We start from the raw sequence: 23,687 nt of genomic DNA on the forward strand, positions 1-23,687 counted from the left end.
ACACCGTGTCACAAGCTCCTGTGTCACACGCTTCACAGGCCGAGGACGCTGCGCGCGACTACGCGAAGTGGCAGAAGGCTGTGGCCGCGGTGCTGGCGAAGGCCCGCAAGGTCGATGTGGCTGACATGCCCGCCGAACCCGAGCGGCTGCTCGACACCACCACCTACGACGGTGTGACCGTCGCGCCCCTGTACACCCGGCGCGACGAGACCCCCGAAACCACCCTCCCGGGTGTGTTCCCCTTCGTCCGAGGTCGCGATGCCCACCGTGACGTGAACCGCGGCTGGCTCGTCAGTGCCAGTTTCGGTGCGGGCGAAGCGGATCCGAAGGCGGCCAACCAGACGATCCTGGACGGGCTCGAGAACGGCATCAGCGCGATCTGGCTCAGCGCGGGCGGCACCAACCTGCCCGCCGCGACCGTCGCGCAGGCCCTGGACGGGGTGCTGCTCGACCTCGCGCCCCTGACCCTCCACGCGGGCGCCGAGACGGTCACCGCCGCGGAGGCGGTGCTGGCCCTGCTCGACGAGCGCGCCGCCGCGGGCGACGGTGTCACGGATCGCTCCTCGGTCACCGTCAGCTTCGGTGCCGCACCGCTGACCAGTGGCTTCTCCGGTCGCGGCGACGTCGACCTGGCCGCCGCGGTCGCGCTGGCGCAGACCGCGGCCGGTCGGGACGAGACGGTCCGCGCCATCACCGTGGACGGCACCGCGTTCCACAACGCGGGCGCGAGCGACGCCGAGGAACTGGGTGCGGCCATCGCGGCCGGGCTGGAGTACCTGCGGGCGCTCACGGGCGCTGGCATCACGATCTCGGCCGCCCTCGGTCAGGTCGAGTTCCGGTTCGCCGCAACCGACGACCAGTTCCAGACCATCGCGAAGTTCCGCGCGGCGCGGCAGCTGTGGGCCCGCATCGCGCAGGTCTGCGGCGCCTCCGAGTTCGGCGGTGCGCCGCAGCACGCGGTCACCTCGGCCGCGATGATGTCCCAGCGTGATCCGTGGGTGAACATGCTCCGCACCACTCTCGCCGCGTTCGGTGCCGGTGTCGGCGGTGCCGACGCGGTGACCGTGTTGCCCTTCGACGTGGCGGTGCCCGACGGCACGCTGGAGACGTCGAAGTCGTTCGGTGCCCGCATCGCCCGCAACACCCAGCTTCTGCTGCTCGAGGAGTCCCACATCGGCCGGGTGCTCGATCCCAGCGCCGGCTCCTGGTACGTCGAGGACCTCACCGTCGCCATCGCGGCGAAGGCGTGGGAGTTCTTCCAGCAGATCGAGGCCGACGGTGGCTACGCGGCGGCGCTCGAGTCGGGCCTGATCGCCGATCGGGTCGCGGCCACCCGCACCGCCCGCGAGTCCGACATCGCCCACCGCAAGACCTCGTTGACGGGTGTCAACGAGTTCCCGAACCTCGACGAGAAGCCGCTTCCGGTCGACGCCGAGTCGCCGTTGGCCGACGTCGCCCGCTACGCGGCGGCCTTCGAGGCCCTGCGGGACCGCTCGGACCGGTACCTGGCGGACAACGGTTCCCGGCCGAAGGTGTTCCTCGCCGCGCTCGGCCCGGTGGCCGAGCACAACGGCCGCACCACCTTCGCCTCGAACCTGCTCGCGTCCGGCGGCATCGAGGCCGTGAACCCGGGCACCCTCGACCTCGCGACCGTGGCGGGCATCGTGCGCGAGGCGGACACCACCGTGGCGGTGCTCTGCGGCACCGACAAGCGGTACGTCGCCGACGGCGTGCCTGCGGTGGACGCGCTGCGCGCGGCGGGCATCACCACCGTGCTGCTGGCCGGTCCGGAGAAGACCTTTGCCGAGGCGGAAGGCCAGGACCGTCCCGACGGATTCCTCACCGCCCGTATTGATGCGGTGTCGGCGCTGTCCGACCTGCTCGACACCTTGGGAGTGAAATGACCACCCGCGAGGTCAAGCACGTGATCGGCAGCTTCGCCGACGTGCCGCTGACGGATCCCGACTTCCCGGCGCCGCAGGCACCGACCGCCGACGAGGCGACCGCCCACATCGCGGAGGCCGCGGCTGCGAATCACTACACCGCCGATCAGGTGGTGTGGTCCACCCCCGAGGGCATCGACGTCAAGCCGGTCTACACCCAGGTCGATCGAGACGCGGCACAGGCGCAGGGCTACCCGCTCGACAGCTTCCCCGGTGCGGCCCCGTTCCTGCGCGGGCCCTACCCGACGATGTACGTCAACCAGCCGTGGACCATCCGCCAGTACGCCGGATTCTCCACCGCCGCCGAGTCGAACGCCTTCTACCGGCGCAACCTCGCGTCCGGCCAGAAGGGTCTGTCCGTCGCCTTCGACCTGGCGACTCACCGCGGCTACGACTCCGACCACCCGCGCGTCCAGGGTGACGTCGGAATGGCCGGTGTGGCAATCGATTCCATCCTCGACATGCGTCAGCTCTTCGACGGTATCGACCTGTCGCAGGTGTCGGTGTCGATGACCATGAACGGCGCGGTGCTGCCGATCCTCGCGCTCTACGTCGCCGCGGCGGCCGAGCAGGGCGTCACGCCGGACAAGCTGGCCGGAACCATTCAGAACGACATTCTGAAAGAGTTCATGGTCCGTAACACCTACATCTACCCGCCCAAGCCGTCCATGCGGATCATCTCCGACATCTTCGCGTACACCAGTGCCGAGATGCCGAAGTACAACTCGATCTCCATCTCCGGCTATCACATTCAGGAAGCCGGGGCGACGGCCGACCTGGAGCTGGCCTACACGCTCGCCGACGGTGTCGAATACATCCGGGCCGGGCTCGACGCGGGCATGGACATCGATGCCTTCGCGCCGCGACTGTCCTTCTTCTGGGCAATCGGCATGAACTTCTTCATGGAGGTCGCGAAACTGCGGGCCGGCCGACTGCTGTGGGCCGAACTGGTCGCCAAGTTCGATCCCAAGAGCAGCAAGTCGCTCTCGCTCCGCACCCACTCGCAGACCTCGGGCTGGTCGCTCACCGCGCAGGACGTGTTCAACAACGTGCCGCGCACCTGCATCGAGGCGATGGCCGCGACCCAGGGCCACACCCAGTCGCTGCACACCAACGCACTCGACGAGGCCATCGCGCTGCCGACCGACTTCTCGGCCCGCATCGCCCGCAACACCCAGCTGCTGCTGCAGCAGGAGTCGGGCACCACGCGGCCGATCGACCCGTGGGGCGGCTCGCACTATGTCGAGTGGCTGACCAACGAACTGGCGAACCGCGCCCGCGCGCACATCGCCGAGGTCGAGGCGGCAGGCGGCATGGCGCAGGCCATCGGCGAGGGCATCCCGAAGCTGCGCATCGAGGAGGCCGCCGCCCGCACCCAGGCCCGCATCGACTCCGGCCGCCAGCCGCTGGTCGGCGTCAACAAGTACGTGCCGGACGAGCCCGACAGCATCGAGGTGCTCAAGGTCGAGAACTCGAAGGTGCGCGCCGAGCAGCTCGCCAAGCTCGAGCGCTTGCGGTCCGAGCGGGACGAGGCCGCGACGCAGGCCGCGCTGGCCGAGCTCACCAGGGCCGCCGCCTCGACCGAGGGCGGCATGGAGAACAACCTGCTGGCCCTCGCCGTCGTCGCTGCCCGCGCCATGGCGACGGTCGGCGAGATCTCCGACGCGCTGGAGAAGGTGTACGGGCGTCACCAGGCCGAGATCCGGACCATCAGTGGTGTGTACCGGGACGAGGCCGGAAAGGCGGAGAACATCGCCACCGCAACGGAACTCGTTGAGAAGTTCGCCGACTCGGAGGGCCGTCGCCCCCGCATCCTGGTCGCCAAGATGGGCCAGGACGGACACGACAGAGGCCAGAAGGTGATCGCCACGGCGTTCGCGGATCTCGGCTTCGACGTCGACGTGGGACCGCTGTTCCAGACCCCCGACGAGGTGGCCAACCAGGCCGCCGACGCCGACGTGCACGTGGTCGGTGTCTCCTCCCTGGCCGCCGGACACCTGACCCTGGTGCCTGCGCTCCGGGAGGCGCTCGCCGCGGTGGGACGGCCCGACATCATGGTCGTGGTCGGCGGCGTCATCCCGCCCGGCGATTTCGACGAGCTGTACCAGGCCGGCGCGGCCGCGATCTTCCCGCCCGGAACGGTGATCGCGGATGCGGCCACCGGCCTGCTGGAGAAGCTGGCCGCGCAGTTGGGGCACGATCTGAGTGCCAGCTGACAGGCCCGCCCTCGATCTGACGGCCCTCGGCGACGCTGTGCTCGCGAACAAGCGCGCACAGCTCGCGAAGGCCATCACCCTGGTCGAATCGACCAGGGCGGACCACCGGGAGCAGGCGCAGCAGCTGCTGCTGCGCCTGCTCCCGCACGCGGCCGGCGCGATCCGCGTCGGCATCACCGGCGTGCCGGGGGTGGGCAAGTCGACCACCATCGAGGCGCTCGGCATGCACCTGCTCGAGCTCGGCCACAAGGTGGCGGTGCTGGCGGTCGACCCCTCCTCGACCCGCACCGGCGGTTCGATCCTGGGCGACAAGACCCGGATGCAGAACCTGTCGGTGCAGCCGAACGCGTACATCCGGCCGTCCCCGACCTCCGGCACGCTCGGGGGCGTCGCGAAGGCGACCCGCGAGACCATCGTGCTGCTCGAGGCCGCCGGGTACGACGTGATCCTGGTCGAGACCGTCGGCGTCGGCCAGTCCGAGGTCACCGTGGCGAACATGGTCGACACCTTCACCTTCCTGACCCTGGCCAGGACCGGCGACCAGCTCCAGGGCATCAAGAAGGGCGTACTCGAGCTCGCCGACATCGTCACGGTGAACAAGGCCGACGGCAAGCACGCGATCGAGGCGAAGGCCGCCGCGCGGGAGCTCGCGGGCGCGTTGCGGTTGATCTACCCGCACGATGCGCTCTGGAAGCCGCCGGTGCTGACCATGAGCGCGCTGGAGAACGATGGCGTGGACAAGTTCTGGGACACCGTGCTCCGGCACCGCAAGGTGCTCGGCGACGCGGGGGAACTCGAGGCCAAGCGGCACCAGCAGCAGGTGGACTGGACGTGGTCGATGGTGCACGACCAGCTGCTCCGCCGGCTCGAGACCGCCCCGGAGGTCAAGGCGATTCGGCACGACGTCGAGCAGCAGGTGCGGGAGGGCTCGCTGACGGCGGCGCTGGCCGCGCACCAGATCCTGGACGCGTTCGACAAGTAGGCGCTGCGCGCCCGTGCGCGGTTAACGAGTCTCTGGACTCGCGAACCGCGCACGGGCGGCGAAGCCGCCTACGCGCTCGATGAGGTGGTCGAAGAACGCGGCCGGGTCGGTGCCGACGGCGATGTCCGCGTTAGGCCCTCGGCCCCACATGCCGGTCCAGTCGGCCACGGTGGTGCCGCGGGTGAGGGTGCCCTCGAGTTCGACGTCCACGGTCGCCGGGCGGGTGACGGCCAGGCCGGGATTCAGCGCGAGGGCCGCGGCGAACGGGTCGTGCATGTGCGCGAGGAAGCCCTGGCCGTGGTCGCGGTGGAACTCGAGGTAGAACCGCACCGCGTCCGACAGGTGCCGCACGATGGGATTGGACGTGCGCGAGCGGGTTCCGGGCGGGTCCTGTTCGGTGATGAGCTCGGCGGGTTCGCTCCCGGCCGCCTGGGCGAGCAGGCGGAGGTGCTCCGGCCGCATCTCGATCGTCTCGGTGACGTCGAGCGGGCAGATCAGCGGCCGACGGTCGGCGGGGACCACCGAGAAGGCCGCGAAGACCTCCTGCGCGGCCTCCGGGTCGACGAAGATGTTCCACTCGCAGGTCGGGGTGGTGTTCCCTGGATGGTTGAACACCCCGCCCATCACGACGAGACGCTTGAGCAGGTGGGGGAGCTCGGGCTCGAGCCGCAGCGCCAGAGCGAGATTGGTGAGCGGCCCGGTGACCAGCCCGGTCACCGAGCCAGGGCGCTCGCGCGCGATCTCGACCCAGGCGCGGGCCGAGCTGCGGTCCGACGGTCCGCGGGACGAGTGCGGCAGCTCGGCGTACCCGATGCCCTGTGGCCCGTGGGTGTCCTCGGTGGTCCGCAACGGGATTCGCAGCGGTGTGGGGGACCCGACGGTGACCTCGATGTCGGTCCGGCCGCACAGGTCCAGCCACGCCAGGTTGTTCGCGGCCACCTGCGCGACGGGCACGTTGCCGCCGGTGCTGGCGATCGTGAGGATCTCCGCCTCGGGGCTGGCGAGCAGGTAGAGCAGCGCCAGTGAATCGTCGATGCCGGTGTCGACGTCGACGAACAGAGGCACGCTGGAGCGCTCGGGACGGGTCATCTCAGGCCCCCACGAGGGCGGTGGGCCGGTGGTGCACCGGGAAGTTCACCGAGCGGGCGATGAAGCACTTCTCGTGCGCGGCCGTGTGCAACTCCGGCAGCTTCGGGAGCATGTCGGCGCTCGCTACCGTGACCTCCGGCCGCAGGACCACCTCCGCGAACTGTCCAGCCCCGCTTGGCTCCTCGGTCATCGTCCCGATCGGGCGGTCGAGGTAGTCGGTCACCACAACGCCCGCGAGGGCGGCGAGGTTCAGGAACCAGAGCATGTGGCACTGCGACAGGGCGGCGACCAGCAGTTCCTCCGGGTTCCACCGCGTTGGGTCGCCCCGGAACGCGGGATCCGAGCTGCCCGCCAGGTCCGGCTTGCCGTCCGCGGTCACCAGATGCTCGCGGCCGTAGGCGCGCGGGTCGGCGGTGCCCGTCCCGTGGTTGCCGGTCCAGGTGACGGTCAGTTCGTAGTGGTGGTCGCGCACGTGGAAGATCCTCTCAGATCCGGTGTGTGACGGGTCCGTCTGTTTCCCAGGACGGGTCAGATCCAGTGGGGCGCATCGGATCCCCAGTCGTGTGCGGGGTAGGGATACTGCGGGTGGCTTGGCAGCGGTGGGCGCGCGGAGGTGACGGCACCGTGGGTGGCGGTGGTAGCGGGGCCGGGAACCCGCGGCTCCGCAGGATCGGGCACCCGGCCCGGCGCGTCGAGCAGCCAGCGGGCGGTCCGGGCGAGTGCCACCGACACCGAACGTCCCCGTCCGTCCACGGCGCGTAATGCCAGCGCGTCCACGATGCCGGCGGCCAACAGGTACCCGCTGGCATGGTCGAGCGCCTGCACCGGCAGCGCGCCCGGATGCAGGCCGCCCTCGGCAAGGGAGATCCCGGAGGCGGCTTGGACGATGCTGTCGAACCCGCGCCGATGTGCCCACGGACCGTCGGTGCCCCAGGCGCTGACGGAGCCGTGCACGAGGCCCGAGGTGCCCTCGTGCAGCCCGAACCTGTCCAGACTGCCCGGCCGGTAGCCCGTGACCAGCACGTCAGCCGTCGCGAGCAGTGCATGGATGGCGTCGGCGCCGTCGGCACTCGCGAGGTCGAGCAGCGCCGAACGCTTGCCCTGGCCGGTGTCGCGGTGCTGCCAGTCGATCTCGTGCAGCTGCGGTGGGTCCACCCGCAGTACCTGCGCGCCGAGCAGTGCAAGAGCCCGTGCCGCGACCGGTCCCGCGAGCACCCGCGTCAGGTCCAGAACTCGGAGCCCGGCCAACGGTCGCAGCGGATCGGTGGTCAGTGGTGTCGGACCGGTGAAGGTCGCTCCGGAGGTCGTGTCCATCCGTACGATCGGCCCCGCGCCGGAGGCGATGCCCTGTGGATGCCTGGTCCACTCGGCCTCGGTGCGCACTCGTGCCGCGACGGCCCCCGCCTCGGCGGCACGGTCCTCGATCTCCTGTGCGGACAGCGTTCCGATGCGGGACGAGAGGAGGCCGGCATCGGAGTCCTCGGGCAGGTCCAGCGCCTCCAGGAGCCGGACGCGGTGGTGCGGGTAGTTGGCATGTGTCCGGACCCACGCGTCGGATGCGGCGAAGAACCCCGACATCGGCGCGAAACCGGGCACCGGGTCACCGTCGATGCGCATCATCCGGTCGCCCGCGAACGAGGCCGCGATCCGCTCCGGGTCGAGGCTCCAGCGGTGCGGTTCCTGGCCACGCACGACGAGCAGTCGGTCGAGGGCGGAGGCCAGTGCGCCGACGGACCCCAGGGCGAGGGCGGCTGTCGGCAAGCGGGATGTCAGGAAGCCGTCGCCGGGTGGGAAGCCCACCCGCCCCGGGTCGCGCGTCAGCCCACATCCGTTCGCGTAGTCGGTGACGAGTAGCTCCCCAGACGCCATCCCTGGACGGTATACCCGCCGCTCGCATGGGCGGATGATTGCCGACCCCGACACCGACGCTCGGACGCGGCACCCTCGCCGCACTCATGTCGGTGCTCATCGCGGCGGGCGTGCTCACGGCCGCACGCGCGGCCGCGAGCGGCCCCGTCGTGACTAGTTCCGCCGGGCGCTGATCTCGAAGCCCGCGGTGCGCAGCCGGTCCACGAGTGGGTCGCCGATCGCCGTCGCGGGCGTCAGCACGCCGGCCGCGTCGGGCAGGGCGTCCCGGTCGAGCGCGAGGGCGAGGGCCGATTCGCCGAGCATCACCGCGGTCGCGGCGTAGCCCGGGTCGCCCTTCGCCCGCACCCGGGCGACGTAGCGGGCGCCGGTGCTGGTGGTGGTGTAGGTATCGGTCGTGAAGTGGCCCGCGGCCCTGGCCTTCTCGCTCGGCCCCTCGCCGGGCTTGGGCAGCACCCGGTCCAGGACGTACCGGGTGGGGCCGAAGGCGAGGCCGGCCATCAGGGCGCCGAGGCCGGCCGATACCCCGGCCGCGAAGACGGGCGAGAGCACCGACTGCCCGACGCTCATCACCTCGCGGTACCGGAACGCGCGGCCGTACTCCCACTTGCGCAGCGCATTGCTCCGACGCACGACCCTGGTGTTGGTCGAGCCCATGACGAACGGTGCGGTGCGGCCGCCGAGGCCGGGCGCGATGTCCGAGCCCTTCAGCATCTCGACGTCGGACTGGCGGCCGAGGTCGGGTTCGGACGCCGGGTCCGGGCTCAGCGAGTACGGGTTCACGGCGATGCGGCGCGCCGACTTGTCGGCCTTGACGGTGTCGACGAGGTTGCGCATCGAGTCGATGGTGCCGCCGCTGACGCCGCCGCGCAGCGAGCTGACCACCATCGTGGTGTCGGTGAGGTCGCCCTCTCCGTCGGCAGCGACCTGCTGGTGCAGGACGTGCACGCCGATGTCGGAGGGGATCGAGTCGAACCCGCAGGAATGCACGATCCGGGCGCCGGAGGCGACCGCGACATCGTGGAACCTGTCGATGCTCTCGCGGCCGAACAACACCTCGCCGCTGAGGTCGACATAGTCGGTGCCCGCCTCGGCGCAGGCCCGGACCAGGTCGATTCCGTACTTGGCGTACGGGCCGACGGTGGTGATCACGACGTGGGCGGACTCGGCGAGCGCGGTCAGGGAGGTCGGATCGTCCGCGTTCGCGACGATGATCGGCCACTGCGCGGCGGCAGGGCCGAGTTCGGCCCGCACCGTCTCCAGCTTGGCCGTGGACCGCCCGGCGAGGCCGATCCGCGCGCTGCGCGGGGCGCTTCTGGCCAGGTACTGCGCGGTAAGCTTGCCGACGAATCCGGTGGCGCCGTAGACGACGATGTCGAGATCGCGAGTGCGGGTCATGTATCAGAACCCTACGCGGATCGCCTCGTTCGCGGCCGCCTTGCTACCAGCTCCACGTGTGCACCGGCTCGCCCGAGTGCATCCGCTCGAGGTACTCGCACAGCATGGCCCTCAGGGCGCTGTCACGCGACTGACCGGCACGTTCCCGCGCGGCCACGCACTCGCGCTGCCACACTGATCCGCTCCGGGCCGCGCGAGCGCGGCCCTCGATCACGCCCAGGTACTTGTCGCGCAGGGCGGCGTCGACCCCCAATTCCTCTAGTCCCGCGTCCGCCATCGGCAGCAGCGTGCGCTGCACGAGATCCTGTGGACTCACCGCGCGGTTCCCTGGCCACTGCAGCACGGAGTCGAAGCCGTGCCTCGCGCCGACCCGAAGGTTCTCCTCCGCGGCGGCGAACGGCATCTGCGTCCACAGCGGCCGGTCGGAGCGGGCGAGCGAGCGAAGCGTGCCGTAGTAGAACGCGGCATCGGCGAGGGTGTCGACGATGGTCGGGCCCGCGGGCAGCACGCGGTTCTCCAGGCGCAGCGGTGTCCGGCCGTCCGTGGGGTCGTAGACCGGCCGATTCCACCGGTAGATCGTTCCGTTGTGCATCGTCAGCTCGGCGAGTTCGGGGGTGCCGCCGCCCGCGACCACCGCGACCGGGTCCTCTGGCGTCAAATCCGGCAGGAGCGCGGGGAAGTAGCGCGAGTTCTCCTCGAACAGGTCGAATACCGACGTTATCCAGCGCTCGCCGAACCACACCCGCGGACGGACCCCCTGATTCTTGAGCTCCGGCGGCCGGGTGTCGGTGGCTTGCTCGAACAACGGGATCCGGGTTTCGTGCCAGAGGGCCCGCCCGGCGAAGAACGGCGAGTTGGCGGCGAGCACCACCTGGATCCCGGCCAGGATCTGGGCGGCGTTCCAGTGTGCGGCGTAGGTGGCGGGGGAGACCTGCAGATGCAGTTGGACCGAGGTGCACGCCGCCTCGGGCAGGATCGTGTGGGTCATGGTCGTCAGGTGATCGGACGTGGAGCGGCCCGGGAGCGGCACCCCCGTGATGCTCAGCTCGATGTCCTCGCCCCTTGCGGCGAGGATCTGTTGCTCCAGGACGGTGTACCGGGTGTCGGACGACATCCACTTCTGCTCGAAATGACCCTCACGCAGGGTGGGCAGGATGCCGATCATCGCGAGCCTGCCGCCGGACTCGCGGGCGCGGGCATCCGCGAGGTCGAGCGAGGCACGCAGGTCGTCCTCGAGTGCGGCGAGATTCGCGCCCGCCAGGGGCCTCGGCTCGACGTTGATCTCGATGTTGAACTGTGCGAGCTCGGACTGATACTTCGGGCCCGCGAGGTCGGCGAGCACCGCGGCGTTCACCATGGCGGGCTCGCAGTTCTCGTCGACCAGGTTCAGCTCGATCTCCATGCCCATCTTCGGGCTGGGGATCTCGGCGGCGTTCTCGAGGAGCGTGGCCAGGGCATCGAGGCAGGCCTGCACCTTCTCGCGGAAGTCCCGCCGGTCCCGGCGCGAGAACTTCAGCCGTGTCACCTCGTGGCCCATGGATGCTCCTCGGCCGGTGCTGACGCCCCGGACTCAGTATCCCCGCTTTGGGTCCCGCGCCGAAGCGGGGCGTTGGCCGTAGCGACTGCTTGCAGGTCGCTCGAAAGTGTCTGCCGTCACCAGGGGGACGGCTTGTAGTCCTTGAGGAAGCAGCCGTACAGGTCGACGCCCTGCTCGCCCTGCACGATCGGGTCGTACACGCGGGCAGCGCCGTCGACCAGGTCGAGCGGGGCGTGGAAGCCCTCGTCGGCGAGTCGGACCTTGGTGTAATGCGGGCGTTCGTCGGTGATCCACCCGGTGTCGACGGCGGTCATCAGGATGCCGTCCTCATCGAGCATCTCCTTGGCGCTGGTGCGGGTCAGCATGTTCAGCGCTGCCTTGGCCATGTTGGTGTGCGGATGCCCGGCACCCTTGTACGCGCGGCTGAACTGACCCTCCATGGCGGAGACGTTGACCACGTACTTGCGGCGGGCGGCCGCGGCGGCCATCGCGGGGCGCAGCCGGGACACCAGGATGAACGGTGCCACCGAGTTACACAGCTGCACCTCGAGCAGCTCGATCGGATCGACCTCCGCGACGGTCTGGACCCAGCTGTTGGTGTGCGCAAGGTCGGGCACCAGGCCGCCCGCGTCGATCGCGATGCCCTGCTCGATGCGTTCGAGCGAGGCGGAACCGGCGACCAGCGCGAGCTCGCTGACCTGGTGGATCACCGACTCCGGCGTCGGCAGCGAACTGGCCAGCGAGGCCGGGTGCGCGTCGCTGGTCTTGCCGAAGGTCAACACGTCCGGCAGTTCGCCTGCGGGCAGCGGGCCGGACTCGGCCTCCGCGAGCGCGGAGTAGGCGCCGGGGGAGCGCCGGACGGTCTGAGCCGCGTTGTTGATGAGGATGTCGAGCGGACCCTGCTCGGCCACCGAGTCGGCGAGCGAGACGACCTGCGCGGGATCGCGCAGGTCGATGCCGACCACCCGCAGCCGGTGGATCCAGTCGCCGCTGTCCTCCATCGCCTTGAAGCGGCGGATGGCGTCGTTGGGGAAGCGGGTGGTGATGGTGAGGTGGGCGCCGTCGCGCAGCAGCCGCAGCGCGATGTACATGCCGATCTTGGCCCGGCCGCCGGTGAGCAGCGCCCGCCTGCCGGTCAGATCCGTGCTGGCGTCGCGCTTGGCGTGGCTGCTGGCCGCGCACTCGGGGCAGAGCTGGTGGTAGAACGCGTCGACGACCGTGTAGCGCTGCTTGCAGATGTAGCAGGGCCGCGGACGGATCAGGGTGCCCGCGCTCGCGCCGGGCGCGTTCGAGGTGAGCAGCACGCCCGCGGTCTCGTCGTCGATGCGCTCGGGCGAACCGGTGGCGGTCGAGGCCACGACCTGGCGGTCGGCGTCGGACACGGCGTCGCGCGCCTCCACCCGTCGGCGCCTCTTGAGCTGCTTGAACATCTTGCCGCTGGCCCGCTGGAGGACCATCGAATCCGGGTGGTCGGCGTCGAGGCTGCCGGCCTCGGACAGCACGCGCAGGCAGATCTCCAGGTCGGCGGGATCGATGCCCGTCATTGGTTGTGCCATCGGTAGGTCGCTCAGTTCTGATCTCGAAGTGCCGGTCGACGTCGGATTCTACCGAGTCCGGGGATGCGCCGAGACCATCGCAGTTTCCGCCGATACAGGTGGTGACTTCGCTCACAAGCCCGAGGAGGATTTCGGTATCGGGGGATTCGTCGGCAGTTGATGCCGATCACCGAAAGGCCGAGATCATGAATGAGATGAATGGTTCCACGGATCCGCCCCGGTTCCCGAGAGCAGTGACCGACGACATGGCCAGTCCGAACTCGCTGCTGCACGTCGAGTCGGTGGTACCCGTCGAGGCCCCGGTGCAGAAGGACGGACCGTTCCTGCCGGAACTGACGGAGGTCGATCTCCTCGTCAGGGCGGCGGACGCCCGTCGTGAGTTCAACGTCGGAGGTTCCGGTGTCACCGTCGCGGTGCTGGACACCGGATTACGCACCACACACGTGGATTTCGCAGGCCGGGTGGTGCCGGGGCGCAATTTCACCCGGGACAACGGCGGCGACCCCGCGGAGGTCGCGGACGGTCACGGCCACGGCACGAACGTGGCGGGAATCGTGTGCGCGGCGCGGATCCACACCGGCATCGCCCCGAACGCACGCATCGTCCCGGTCAAGGTCCTGGACGACAGCGGCGGCGGGAGCTTCACAGACATCCGGGACGGACTGGACTGGGTGCTCGAGCGGCGGTCGTCGCTTGGCATCTCGGCCGTCTGCATGGCGCTTGGCGCCTCGGACAACCGGACGACCGACACCGACATGCCGGGCGACGGCATCGGCGCCCTGCTCCAGGAACTGACCGACGAGGGCGTCTGCTGCTGTGTGTCGGCGGGCAACGACTACTACGCGCACGGCGGCTTGCAGGGGATGAGCTATCCGGCGATCTTCCGGCAGACGATCAGCGTCGGGTCGGTCTACGACGCCGACGAGGGCAGCTTCCGCTACCGGGACGGGGCGAAGGCGTTCGAGACGGCGGCCGACCGCATGACGCCGTTCTCGCAGCGGCTGCACCGCAAGATCGGTGGGCCGTGCGCGACGGACATCTTCGCGCCGGGGTCTCCGGTGACGTCGGCGGGCATCCTCAACGACACCGGCGAGTCGCTCCAGTTCGGGACGAGCCAGGCGACACCGATCGCGACCGGCGTGGTCCTGCTGTTGCAGTCCTTCTACCTGCGGACCAGGGGCGAACTGCCCTCTGTCGCCGACGTGAAGCGGTGGCTGATTCGCGGCGCCACCGTCATCTACGACGGCGACGACGAGCACGACAACGTCGGGCACACCGGGCTGTCCTTCCCGAGGGTCAGCGCGGTCGGTTCGTTGCTCGCCTGTGCGAAGGACCTCGCGATGCGGGAACTGACGGCCGCCGAGCACGCAAGGGCGGAGGTGGCGACGGGCCGACGATGATGTCGGACAAGATAATTCGGAGAAACGAAAAAGGCCCCGGATCGTGATCCGGGGCCTTGCTCGTCTGTCTCAACTCAGAGTGCGCGAGGGGGGACTTGAACCCCCACGTCCATTAGTAGGACACTAGCACCTCAAGCTAGCGCGTCTGCCATTCCGCCACTCGCGCATGCACACCTTGTTGTTCGCCCGCCGTGTTCTGCGTGCTGGGAAAGATTAGCTGATGCAGCGCCCCATACCAAAATCAGCGCGTCTGCGCTGCTAGGAGGGGGTGTTCGGTGGTAGGAAAGTGGGGTGTCAGTCATCAAGATCAACTCCGATCGGGGCCGAGCAGAGGCCGAAGTCGTCGAACTGGTCAGCGCGCTGATCCGGTTCGACACCTCCAACACCGGTGAGCTCGCCACCACCAAGGGGGAGCGCGAGTGTGCCCAGTGGGTGGCCGCCCGGCTCGAGGAGGTCGGCTACGAGACCGAGTACGTCGAATCCGGTGCGCCGGGCCGCGGAAACGTCTTCGCCAGGCTGCGGGGCGCCGACCCGTCGCGTGGTGCGCTGCTGATCCACGGTCACCTCGACGTGGTGCCCGCCGAGCCCGCGGACTGGAGCGTGCACCCGTTCTCCGGGGCGGTCGAGGACGGCTATGTCTGGGGCCGCGGGGCGATCGACATGAAGGACATGGTCGGGATGACCCTCGCGCTGGCGCGCCAGTTCAAGGCGGAGGGCACCGTGCCGCCACGGGATCTGGTGTTCGCGTTCCTCGCCGACGAGGAGGCGGGCGGCAAGTACGGGTCGCAGTGGCTGGTCGAGCATCGTCCGGACCTGTTCGACGGCGTCACCGAGGCGGTCGGTGAGGTCGGTGGCTTCTCGCTGAGCGTGCCGCGCCCCGACGGCAGCGAGGCCCGGTTGTATCTGGTCGAGACGGCGGAGAAGGGGCTCGGCTGGATGCGGCTGACGGCCAAGGCCCGCGCCGGTCACGGCTCCTTCCTGCACGAGGACAACGCCGTCACGATCCTGGCCGAGGCGGTCGCGCGGCTGGGCAGGCACACCTTCCCGCTGGTGGTGCCGGACTCGGTCGCCGAGTTCCTCGGCGCGGTGAGTGCGGAGACGGGGGTCGAGTTCGACCCGACCTCACCGGACATCGACGGCACGCTCGAGAAGCTCGGGACGATCTCGCGGATCATCGGGGCGACGCTCCGTGACACCGCGAACCCGACCATGCTCAGCGCCGGGTACAAGGCGAACGTGATCCCGCAGACCGCTGAGGCGGTGGTCGACTGCCGCGTGCTTCCCGGCAGGCAGGCCGCCTTCGAGCGGGAGGTGGACGAGCTGATCGGGCCGGACGTCACCCGCGAATGGATCACCAAGCTGGACTCCTACGAGACCACCTTCGACGGGCACCTGGTGGACGCGATGAACGCCGCGATCTTGGCGCACGACGAGAACGGCAGGACGGTGCCGTACATGCTGTCCGGTGGCACGGATGCGAAGGCGTTCGCGAAGCTGGGGATCCGTTGCTTCGGGTTCGCGCCGCTGCAGTTGCCGCCGGAGCTCGACTTCACCGCTCTCTTCCACGGCGTCGACGAGCGGGTGCCCGTCGACGCGCTCGAGTTCGGTACCCGAGTTCTCGAGCATTTTCTCCATAATTGCTAGTGCCAGCATCCATCGAGTGATCGCTCCGGTTCCGCCCCTCACCCGCTGAAAGGTCTCACCATGGCTTCCTCGCACAATCCCTACGACGCGCTGCCCGAGCTCCCGTCGTTCACCCTGACCTCGACGGACATCGAGGACGGCCAGGTTCTGGCCAACGCTCAGGTGAGCGGGATCTTCGGGGCCGGTGGCCAGGACATCTCGCCGCAGCTGTCGTGGTCGGATTTCCCCGCGGAGACGAAGAGCTTCGCGGTGACGGTGTTCGATCCGGACGCCCCCACCGCCTCCGGCTTCTGGCACTGGGCCGTCGCGAACATCCCGGTGACGGTGACGTCGCTGGCGTCCGGGGCCGGTACCGCGGACGGGTCCGGACTGCCCGAGGGCGCGGTGCAGCTGCTCAACGACGGCGGCCTGTACGGGTATCTCGGTGCCGCTCCGCCGGCCGGGCACGGCCCGCACCGGTACATCGTCGCGGTGCACGCGGTCGGGGTGGAGAAGCTGGATGTGGACGGCTCGGTCAGCCCCGGGCGTCTCGGGTTCAACCTCTACAGTCACGCGATCGCGCGCGCGACGCTGACCGGGACGTACGAGCAGTAGCAAACCGATCGGTGCGCGGGCCCTCGAACCGACCGGTCGAGGGTCCCGCGCATCGGCGAGGGAACGGGAGCGGGGGAGCGAGCATGGAGATGCGCGTCTACGGGGAGCCCTACGAGACCGCCAAGGGCGCCACGATCATCACCGTTGCCAGGCTCGGCGGCAGCCGCTTCGGTCCTCGCGACGTCGCGGCCGTGCCCGTCGGTGTGTTCGTCATCCACGACGGCGCGGTGACCTGGAAGCCCGCCGTCGACGAGACCCGGATAGCACTGATGGCCGTGTCCATCGGCCTGGCGTCGGCGGTGCTGGCCACGCTGGCCGTTCTCCGTCGTCCGCCCTGGCCCGATCTGTCGCGGCGGTGACGTGCGCGGGTCAGCTGCCGTGGCCCAGCGGGTTGAACACGATGCGGTACCAGTTGCCCGTGGCGGGATCCTGCGTGCACGGGACGATGACGATAGCGCGCGACGTCTGCTCGATAAGCGCGGCCTTGCTGCACATGTGCTGGCCTGAATCGCCGGAGAACTCCGACCGGTAGAGCGGTCCGAACTCCCATGGCTGCGCGCCCGCGGTTGCGGTGCCGATCGTGGCCCCGAGGACGATGGGTGCCGCCAGCAGTCCGAGAATCGTTGCGGTGCGCCTGGTCTGCTTCTTTCGCACGAGTTCTCCTCCGTAACGTGGCGAAACGGTCCTGCCTGTTCCGTCGCCGGTGGCTGCAGGAGTGTTACGGCGATCGCTCACGATCGACCCGCGGAGAGATTCGCGTAGCTCGATCCAGCTAGCCGGACACCAGCCGAAGCCGTCGGGCCAGGTCGGAGGCGAAGACCCGGTCCGGGTCCACGTCGTCGCGGACCCTCCGCCATTCGTCGAGCCGCGGGTACATCCGGGCGATGCGCTCGGGGGTCGTGCGAGAGTCCTTGGCGAAGTAGAGGCGACCGCCTGCGGCCAACACCTGTTCGTCCAGCTCGTCGCAGAATCGGCCGAGCCCGGCGCGGATCGGGAAGTCGAGGCTCAGCATGAATCCCGGATGCGGCCACGAGAGCGGTGCGGGATTGCTGTCACCCATCCTCTTGAACACGTTGAGGAACGATCGATGCCCGGACTCGGCGATCGTGCGCACGATGTCGGCGAGTTGCTGCTCCGCGCCGAACGGGATGGAGAACTGGTACTGCATGAAACCCTGGGGGCCGTAGGCGCGGTTCCACTCTCCGAGCAGGTCGAGCGGGTGGTAGAACTGCGTCAGATTCTGGACGGTGCCCCGGCCGTGCTTCGGGTACATCCGGTGGGCGGCCTCCGCGGCGACCCGGGTCGTGAGGCGGTTGACCAGCCCGCTCGGGAAGATGTCCGGGACGGTCAACAGCTGAGGAGCGTTGAACCGCAAGGGGTCCCGGCGCAGCTTCGGCGGCAGCTGGTCGAGGGTCGCCAGCGATCCACGGGTGAACCCGGCTCGGCCGAGCTTCGGCCCGATAGAGATGGTGTCGGGCACCGACATCGAGTAGTCGTAGCCCTCGTCGGAGCCGCCGGTCAGCAGTTCCATCGTCTCGTCGAGGTTGGCGGTGCGGTCGTGATCGGCGATGAAATAGGCAGTCTCGGTGTGCTTCATCCGCACGCGCGCCCGGACAACGATGCCGGTCAATCCCATTCCGCCGACGGTGGCCCAGAACAGGGCCTTCTCGTCGCCGGCGGGCGAGATGGTGCGGACGTTCCCGTCGGCGGTCAGCAGGTCGAGAGACTCGACGTGGTTGCCGAAGCTGCCGTGGGAGTGGTGGTTCTTGCCGTGGATGTCGGCTCCGATGGCTCCGCCCACCGTGACCTGCCTGGTGCCGGGCAGGACGGGAACCCACAGGCCGTGGGGGAGAACGGCACGCATCAGCGCATCGAGGCTGACCCCGGCGTCGAGGTCGACGATGCCGGAATCGGGGTCGACGCTGTGGATCCGGTCGAGGGCGGTCATGTCGACGACCAGGCCGCCCGCGTTCTGCGCGGGATCGCCGTAGCTGCGGCCGAGACCGCGCGCGATGACCCCCCTCGGTCCGGCTTGGCTCACAGCCTTGGCGATGGCCTCGAGGTCGGGGGTCGACAGCACGTCGGCTGGTGTCGCTGCGCGCCTACCCCACCCGCTGAGAGAACGCCGTTCGGTTCTGAACTCGGTCGTCACAGTCACCGGACCCACCATAGCCACACCGAGCCGCAGGCATCCGCAACGAACGAGCACCATTGCGCGATAGAGCAGTTCGAGGCCTCCTGACGTGTCATGATCGTTCCCGTTTGGGTCTGGCGGCCGGGGGATCGGGGCGGCGGGACCCGCGTGTCGCACGTATGGAATCTGGGCGCTGTGCCGCAATACCGGCGAGCGTCGCGAGGAGGGGAGACTTCACATGTCGAACGAAACCAGCTGCACCTTGGGTGCGTATGTTCCGTTGCCGGATGGCAGGCACGCGTGGGAGGTTCAGGCGTCGTCGGCCACTGACTTCGGCGCGCTCGTCACGGCGGCGGGCGCGCAGGTGCTAGCGGACTCCGTCCTGGGCGCCACCGTCACGCACGGCGAGCTGCCGTCGGACGGGAGCCTCACGCTGACCCTGGTGCCGCATCTCGGCGGGGCTTCGGTGCAGGTCTTCCGTCAAGCGGGTGCGGCCGGTTTCATCCTCTTGTTCGAGGCGGTCGTCTCGACCGGTGCGGCCCTGCCGGAGCCGGTTGTCGCCGCCCCGGTGGAGCGGTCCACGTCGCCGATGGAGGAGATGCCCGAGGTGGTCGAATCCTTCGGTGGCAGGTGGGATTCCAGCAGCGGCGAGAGTCTGGAGGAGCGGCTGGGGCAGATCGTCGCGGAGTCCATGGGCTACGCGCCCGAGGATCTGCCCGCCGAGATCCCGCTCATCGAGCTGGGATTGGACTCGCTGATGGCGGTGCGGATCAAGAACCGGGTCGAGTACGAGTTCGACATCCCGCAGTTGCAGCTGCAGGCGGTCCGCGACGCGAGCCTGCGCGAGGTGGAGAAGTACCTGCGCTACGCGATCGAGAACCGCGAAGAGGTGGAGGCGCTCGCCGAGCAGCAGAGGCAGGAGAAGGAGTCTGAGCAGGCGCCCGCGGCACTCCCCGCCGAGTCCGAGATTGCCGCGCAGGCGCCGCAGGCCGCGCCCGCCGCGCCGTCCGACGTCGATGTGCCCCCGCGTGATGCCGCCGAGCGGCTGACGTTCGCGAGCTGGGCCGTCGTCACCGGGAAGTCGGCGAAGGGCATCTTCACCACCCTGCCCGTGCTCGATGACGACACCGCGGAGCGGCTGGCCGCGCGCCTGACCGAACGCGCGGGCGGCGAGGTGAGTTTCGACGACATCCTCGACTCGGAGACCATCGAGCAGCTCGCCGAGAAGGTGCGCGAGCACCTGGAGGACGGCATCAAGATCGACGGGCTGGTGCGCACCCTGCGTGCCAGGCCCGAAGGGTCCTCCGCGGTGCCGGTGTTCGTGTTCCACCCGGCAGGCGGCTCGACGGTTGCGTACGAGCCGCTGCTCAAGCGGCTACCGGCGGGCACCCCGATGTACGGTCTCGAGCGCGCCGCAGGCTCGCTCGACGAGCGGGCCGCCGCGTATCTCCCATTGGTCCGCGAGATCCAGGGCGACGGGCCGTACGTGCTCTACGGCTGGTCGTTCGGTGGCGCACTGGCCTACGCCGTCGCCCAGCGGCTCCGCGCGGAGGGCGCGGACGTTCGCATCGTCGGTCTCATCGACACGGTCATGCCCGGCGAGAAGGTCGAGGACACGCCGGAGGAGACCCGCAGGCGATGGCAGCGGTACGCGGCGTTCGCGAAGAAGACGTACAACCTCGACTACCCGCTGCCCTACGACAAGCTGGCGGCGGCCGAGAGCGACGAGGCGCAGATCCAGATCCTGATGGATCTGCTCAGGATGAGCGGCACCAGGATCCCCGGCGGCATCATCGAACATCAGCGCAACTCCTGGCTCGAGTACCGCGCCATCCAGACCGCGGATCTCGGGACCTATGACGGGGACGTCGTGCTGTACCTGACCGACAGCTACCAGGACGACCTGATGGACCTCGAACCGTCGTTCCGGACCCGTCAGCCAGACGGAGGCTGGGGCGAGGCGGTGCAGAACCTCGAGATCCTGCACGTCGGTGGCGATCACATCCAGATCATCGACGAGCCGCGGGTCAGGGCGGTGAGCGCGGACCTGATCAAGAAGCTCGCCCTCATCGAGGTGGACCTGGAGAGCCACGGCCGGGAACGGGGTTCACGCGCCTAGAATCCGTACATGAGCCACTACGTCAGGCAGGAACCGGTCGAGCCGGAACCCCGTCCTGCGCAGTCCCAGGGCCGTCCTCGGTTCCGGTGGGTCAGGGCAGGTCTGGATTCGCTTCGCCCTGGGAACCTGCTCCGCGACCGGGCGGCCAGCAGGTACTCGTCGGTGGCGCCACGGCATCCCGATGGGTCCCGGACCAAGATCATCCCGTTCAACGGCAATGGCTGGGGTCGATAGGGCCGTTCAGTCTCGGCGCTGCCGACGGCGAGCGACGAGCACCGTCGTGACCGAACCGCCGATCGCCACCAGCAGCGCGGCGACCGCGACGCCGAGATAGCGCCGCTCGGACGCCTCGCTGTACGGAAAGGTGTCAGCCCAGTCCAAACCGAGGCGCACGACGACCGCACCGAGCAACCAGCTCAACAGCAAACCGGCGATGACGGGCGCGTGACGCATCACGCCATAGTACGAGCGCTCAGGCGCGGTGCTCGGCGCCGACCGCCTCGGACAGCGAGGAGTAGCCGGCCGCCCGGACCCGCTGTGCCAGGCCCTTGTGGATTCGGCGCATCCAGAACGGGCCCCCGTAGATGAACCCCGTGTAGCCCTGAACCAGGCTGGCGCCGGCCAGGATCCGCTCCCAAGCCTGGTCGGCGGTCTCGATGCCGCCGACGGAGATCAGCGCCAGCCGGTCCCCGACCCGCAGGTACAGGCGGCGCAGGACCTCCAGCGATCGGTCCGCGACGGGAGGGCCGGACAGGCCGCCTGCGCCGATCGCGGTGACGTCGGATTCCGGTGTGCGCAGGCCGCTCCGGCTGATCGTCGTGTTGGTGGCCACGATGCCCGCCAGGCCGAGCTCGACCGCGAGGTCCGCGACCGCGTCGACGTCCTCGTCGGACAGGTCCGGCGCGATCTTCACCAGAACCGGTACGTCCACGGCGGCCTGCACCGCGCTCAGCAGCGGACGCAGCGACGCGACGGCCTGCAGGTCGCGCAGGCCCGGCGTGTTGGGGGAGCTGACGTTGACGACGATGAAATCGGCGAGCGGGCCGAGCAGCCGGGCGCTGGCCGTGTAGTCGGCGTCGGCCTCGGTCGCGGGCACGACCTTGGTCTTGCCGATGTTCGCGCCGATGGGCACGCCGTTACGCCGCTGACGCAGCTGGTTCGCCGCGTGGCCCGCCCCGTGGTTGTTGAAGCCCATCCGGTTGATCAGCGCGCGGTCGGCCGGCAGCCGGAACAGGCGCGGCGCCGGGTTGCCCGGCTGTGCCTGCGCGGTGACGGTGCCGACCTCCGCGAAGCCGAACCCGAGTGGCCCCCAGGCGTTCACGCCGGTCGCATCCTTGTCGAACCCGGCGGCCAGGCCGAGCGGAGCCGGGAAGTCCACCCCGAACACGCGGGTGCGCAGCACCGGATCGGAGACGGTGAGCACCTTGGCGACCAGTGCGCGCACCAGCCCGACGGCGGTGACCAGCCGCATGGCGCGGAACGCGATGTGGTGAATTCGTTCCGGCTGGAGGCGGAACATCAGGCGAAGCAGCAGGCTGTACAACGAATCTCCCTAGATTCCGGTCGTGCGAGCGTTGGCGGTGACCACCGTCATGACTGCGCCTTGGTGTCGATCGACTGCAGCCCGTCGCCGACAGCCGAGCCGACGAAGAGCGTGCCGGTGCCGGGGTCGACCGCCACCGCGTTGGGCTGGCGGACGGTGGGGAAGCGATGCTTCTCGACCGGGATGCCGCTCGAGAGGTCGTAGCCGATCACCTCGTTGCTGCCGGTCAGCGTGACCCAGACCAGGTTGGCGTTGTCGTCGTAGGCGATGCCGTACGGGGAGTTCGGGACCGGGAAGCGCTGACGCATCATCAGCGGATCGGTGGTCAGGGCGATCAGTTCGCCGCCGCGGGTGTCGGTGACCAGGACCCGGCCGAAGTGGTCGGTGGTGAGGTTGGTGGCACCCTCGCCCGCCCGCAGGGCGCGGCCGAGATGCTTGTCCGGGATGTCGATCTCGGTGACGGAGGTCTGCCTGCGATCGAGGGCGGTCAGTTGCTCGCCGGTCACGCCGAGCGCGTCGACCGACGCGAGCCCCGAGATGCGCTCGGTTTCCTTTCCGGCCGAGTCGAGGACGAGGACCGAGCCGTCGGCGGTGCCGACCGCCGTCGCGCCGGACTCGAGGAGGGCGGCGGAGCTGACGTCGCCGTCGACCTCGACGGTGGTCGCCTGACCCGAGGCCAGGTCCACCCGGACCACGGCGCGGCCTGCGGGCACCAGCAACACGCCGTCGCGCGGCGCGCCGAGATTCGCCACGCCGCCGGGCAATTGGACCTCACGCGGGGCCGCCGCGGGATCGGCGGCGGGCAGCAGCAGGAGACGGTCCGCGTCGGCTGTGAGCAAGGCCACGGTCCCGGTCTTCGGGTCGAAGCCCGCCGTCTCGACGGCGCCGGGGAGCGGTCGCACGGTGCCCGCGGGCGGCGCGACCGTCGCGGGTGAGACCGCGGCGGTGGCCGGCTCGATGGTCTTGAGGTTCTCGCCCTCGTCCTTCGAGGAACAGCCGGTGACCAGCAATAACAGCGCACCCGCCAAGACCGTGGTTGTGCGTCCCGCCGGTACCCGCATGTACGTCTCCTCAGTCGCGTTTCGGCGTCGCGGGCCGAGGCCGCGGCGTGCCCGCCGCCGACCCGTTTGCCCGGTGTTCACCGTGTCCGTCCCCTAGCATCCCTGATCGCGTCTCGTCCGAATAATCCGACTCGGGCCTGCGGGCCGGATCGGGACTACCGTGAACGCACCTGGACTGGCGTCCGGCAGTTTTCGTGGACCGCGGCAGGGAGGAGGCGGCGTGGACTCAGGCAAGACCACCGGGTTCGCGTTGGAGGACCTGAGTGTCGGTCCCTACGCACACGGATTCGGCACCAACGCGGACGGCCAGGCCTTCGCGTTCCGCGTCCGCCGCAGCACCCTCTTCGTCGAGGTGTATCGCGCGGACCTCGAGTCCACCGTCCCGGACAAGTCGGACGTGGTCGCGACCGCCGAGCGCTCGATGATCACCGTCGACCTGACCGACGAGCGCAGCATCGCCGCCGCGGTGCGCGATGCCGTCGCCGCGGCGGAACCGGTCAACCCCGGAACCGCCACCGGCACCACCCTCCGGGCGCTGCTGGGTCGACTCAGCTCGATACTCGACCGCCGCTGAGCCCCGCCGAGTGTGCAGCTGCCGTGGCCCG

Annotated in this window: 19 protein-coding genes, 1 tRNA gene and 1 pseudogene; 9 read left to right on the top strand and 12 right to left on the bottom strand. The window is 69.8% G+C overall.

Features of this window, described 5'->3' with window-relative positions:
* The first annotated feature begins 20 nt into the window (after positions 1-20).
* The 3 genes from mutA to meaB are packed head-to-tail and all read left to right on the top strand — an operon-like array spanning position 21 to position 5,141.
* Positions 21-1,904: a methylmalonyl-CoA mutase small subunit gene (mutA, locus tag FCG67_RS10065; protein ID WP_136909415.1), complete on the top strand. Its 1,884-nt coding sequence runs from the start codon at positions 21-23 to the stop codon at positions 1,902-1,904.
* A complete protein-coding gene (gene scpA, locus FCG67_RS10070) occupies positions 1,901-4,159 on the top strand; it encodes a methylmalonyl-CoA mutase (RefSeq protein WP_136909417.1) in 2,259 nt (752 codons plus the stop codon). The genes mutA and scpA overlap by 4 nt, the downstream gene beginning before the upstream one ends.
* Complete coding sequence (gene meaB / locus FCG67_RS10075; protein WP_136909419.1) at positions 4,149-5,141, top strand: methylmalonyl Co-A mutase-associated GTPase MeaB; 993 nt, start codon at positions 4,149-4,151, stop codon at positions 5,139-5,141. The genes scpA and meaB overlap by 11 nt, the downstream gene beginning before the upstream one ends.
* 21 nt (positions 5,142-5,162) lie before the next feature.
* Here the strand turns inward: meaB and FCG67_RS10080 are convergent, their stop codons facing one another.
* The 6 genes from FCG67_RS10080 to FCG67_RS10105 form a co-directional block, all read right to left on the bottom strand.
* Positions 5,163-6,230 carry a nucleoside hydrolase gene (locus FCG67_RS10080; protein WP_136909421.1) on the bottom strand — a complete coding sequence of 356 codons (1,068 nt, stop codon included), beginning with the start codon at positions 6,228-6,230 and terminating at the stop codon, positions 5,163-5,165.
* 1 nt (position 6,231) lies between these two features.
* Entirely contained in the window at positions 6,232-6,702 is a 471-nt protein-coding gene (locus FCG67_RS10085; RefSeq protein ID WP_136909423.1) for an OsmC family protein, read from the bottom strand.
* 56 nt (positions 6,703-6,758) lie between these two features.
* On the bottom strand, positions 6,759-8,099 hold the full coding sequence (locus tag FCG67_RS10090) for a CoA transferase (RefSeq protein ID WP_136909426.1): 1,341 nt from the start codon (positions 8,097-8,099) through the stop codon (positions 6,759-6,761).
* A gap of 153 nt (positions 8,100-8,252) precedes the next feature.
* A complete protein-coding gene (locus FCG67_RS10095; RefSeq protein ID WP_136909428.1) occupies positions 8,253-9,494 on the bottom strand; it encodes a saccharopine dehydrogenase family protein in 1,242 nt (413 codons plus the stop codon).
* A gap of 43 nt (positions 9,495-9,537) precedes the next feature.
* Positions 9,538-11,031: a glutamate-cysteine ligase family protein gene (locus tag FCG67_RS10100; RefSeq protein WP_136909430.1), complete on the bottom strand. Its 1,494-nt coding sequence runs from the start codon at positions 11,029-11,031 to the stop codon at positions 9,538-9,540.
* Between the two features lie 116 nt (positions 11,032-11,147).
* Entirely contained in the window at positions 11,148-12,587 is a 1,440-nt protein-coding gene (locus FCG67_RS10105; protein ID WP_136909432.1) for an SDR family NAD(P)-dependent oxidoreductase, read from the bottom strand.
* A gap of 194 nt (positions 12,588-12,781) precedes the next feature.
* On the opposite strand from FCG67_RS10105, the gene FCG67_RS10110 reads away from it, so the two are divergent.
* The gene (locus FCG67_RS10110) at positions 12,782-13,987 is read left to right on the top strand and encodes a S8 family serine peptidase (protein ID WP_246044983.1); all 1,206 of its coding nucleotides are present in this window, start codon (positions 12,782-12,784) and stop codon (positions 13,985-13,987) included.
* A gap of 80 nt (positions 13,988-14,067) precedes the next feature.
* Here the strand turns inward: FCG67_RS10110 and FCG67_RS10115 are convergent.
* A tRNA-Leu gene (locus FCG67_RS10115) sits at positions 14,068-14,153 on the bottom strand.
* A gap of 125 nt (positions 14,154-14,278) precedes the next feature.
* On the opposite strand from FCG67_RS10115, the gene FCG67_RS10120 reads away from it, so the two are divergent.
* The 3 genes from FCG67_RS10120 to FCG67_RS10130 all read left to right on the top strand — a co-directional run bounded on the left by FCG67_RS10120 (position 14,279) and on the right by FCG67_RS10130 (position 16,584).
* Positions 14,279-15,631 carry a M20/M25/M40 family metallo-hydrolase gene (locus FCG67_RS10120; protein WP_097209805.1) on the top strand — a complete coding sequence of 451 codons (1,353 nt, stop codon included), beginning with the start codon at positions 14,279-14,281 and terminating at the stop codon, positions 15,629-15,631.
* Positions 15,632-15,691: 60 nt separating this feature from the next.
* A complete protein-coding gene (locus FCG67_RS10125; RefSeq protein ID WP_136909436.1) occupies positions 15,692-16,225 on the top strand; it encodes a YbhB/YbcL family Raf kinase inhibitor-like protein in 534 nt (177 codons plus the stop codon).
* An 83-nt stretch (positions 16,226-16,308) separates the two neighbouring features.
* The gene (locus FCG67_RS10130) at positions 16,309-16,584 is read left to right on the top strand and encodes a hypothetical protein (protein ID WP_136909438.1); all 276 of its coding nucleotides are present in this window, start codon (positions 16,309-16,311) and stop codon (positions 16,582-16,584) included.
* 10 nt (positions 16,585-16,594) lie between these two features.
* On the opposite strand, the gene FCG67_RS10135 is transcribed toward FCG67_RS10130, so the two are convergent.
* The gene (locus FCG67_RS10135; protein WP_136909439.1) at positions 16,595-16,879 is read right to left on the bottom strand and encodes a hypothetical protein; all 285 of its coding nucleotides are present in this window, start codon (positions 16,877-16,879) and stop codon (positions 16,595-16,597) included.
* A 118-nt stretch (positions 16,880-16,997) separates the two neighbouring features.
* A complete protein-coding gene (gene dprE1 / locus FCG67_RS10140) occupies positions 16,998-18,395 on the bottom strand; it encodes a decaprenylphosphoryl-beta-D-ribose oxidase (RefSeq protein ID WP_136909441.1) in 1,398 nt (465 codons plus the stop codon).
* A 187-nt stretch (positions 18,396-18,582) separates the two neighbouring features.
* Here dprE1 and FCG67_RS10145 point away from each other — a divergent pair.
* A pseudogene (locus FCG67_RS10145) lies at positions 18,583-20,478 on the top strand (thioesterase domain-containing protein); the annotation flags it as partial.
* Between the two features lie 240 nt (positions 20,479-20,718).
* On the opposite strand, the gene FCG67_RS10150 reads toward FCG67_RS10145, so the two are convergent.
* The 3 genes from FCG67_RS10150 to FCG67_RS10160 are packed head-to-tail and all read right to left on the bottom strand — an operon-like array spanning position 20,719 to position 23,082.
* Positions 20,719-20,931, bottom strand: a complete 213-nt coding sequence (locus tag FCG67_RS10150) for a hypothetical protein (RefSeq protein WP_136909445.1) — start codon at positions 20,929-20,931, stop codon at positions 20,719-20,721.
* Between the two features lie 19 nt (positions 20,932-20,950).
* Complete coding sequence (locus FCG67_RS10155; protein WP_136909447.1) at positions 20,951-22,021, bottom strand: quinone-dependent dihydroorotate dehydrogenase; 1,071 nt, start codon at positions 22,019-22,021, stop codon at positions 20,951-20,953.
* Between the two features lie 47 nt (positions 22,022-22,068).
* Positions 22,069-23,082, bottom strand: coding sequence for a YncE family protein (locus tag FCG67_RS10160; RefSeq protein WP_136909449.1), 1,014 nt, complete (start codon positions 23,080-23,082; stop codon positions 22,069-22,071).
* 220 nt (positions 23,083-23,302) lie between these two features.
* Between FCG67_RS10160 and FCG67_RS10165 the strand changes: the two genes are divergently transcribed.
* On the top strand, positions 23,303-23,656 hold the full coding sequence (locus FCG67_RS10165) for a hypothetical protein (protein ID WP_136909451.1): 354 nt from the start codon (positions 23,303-23,305) through the stop codon (positions 23,654-23,656).
* Positions 23,657-23,687 lie beyond the last annotated feature (31 nt).

Source organism: Rhodococcus oryzae (assembly GCF_005049235.1).
Taxonomy (GTDB): domain Bacteria; phylum Actinomycetota; class Actinomycetes; order Mycobacteriales; family Mycobacteriaceae; genus Rhodococcus_G; species Rhodococcus_G oryzae.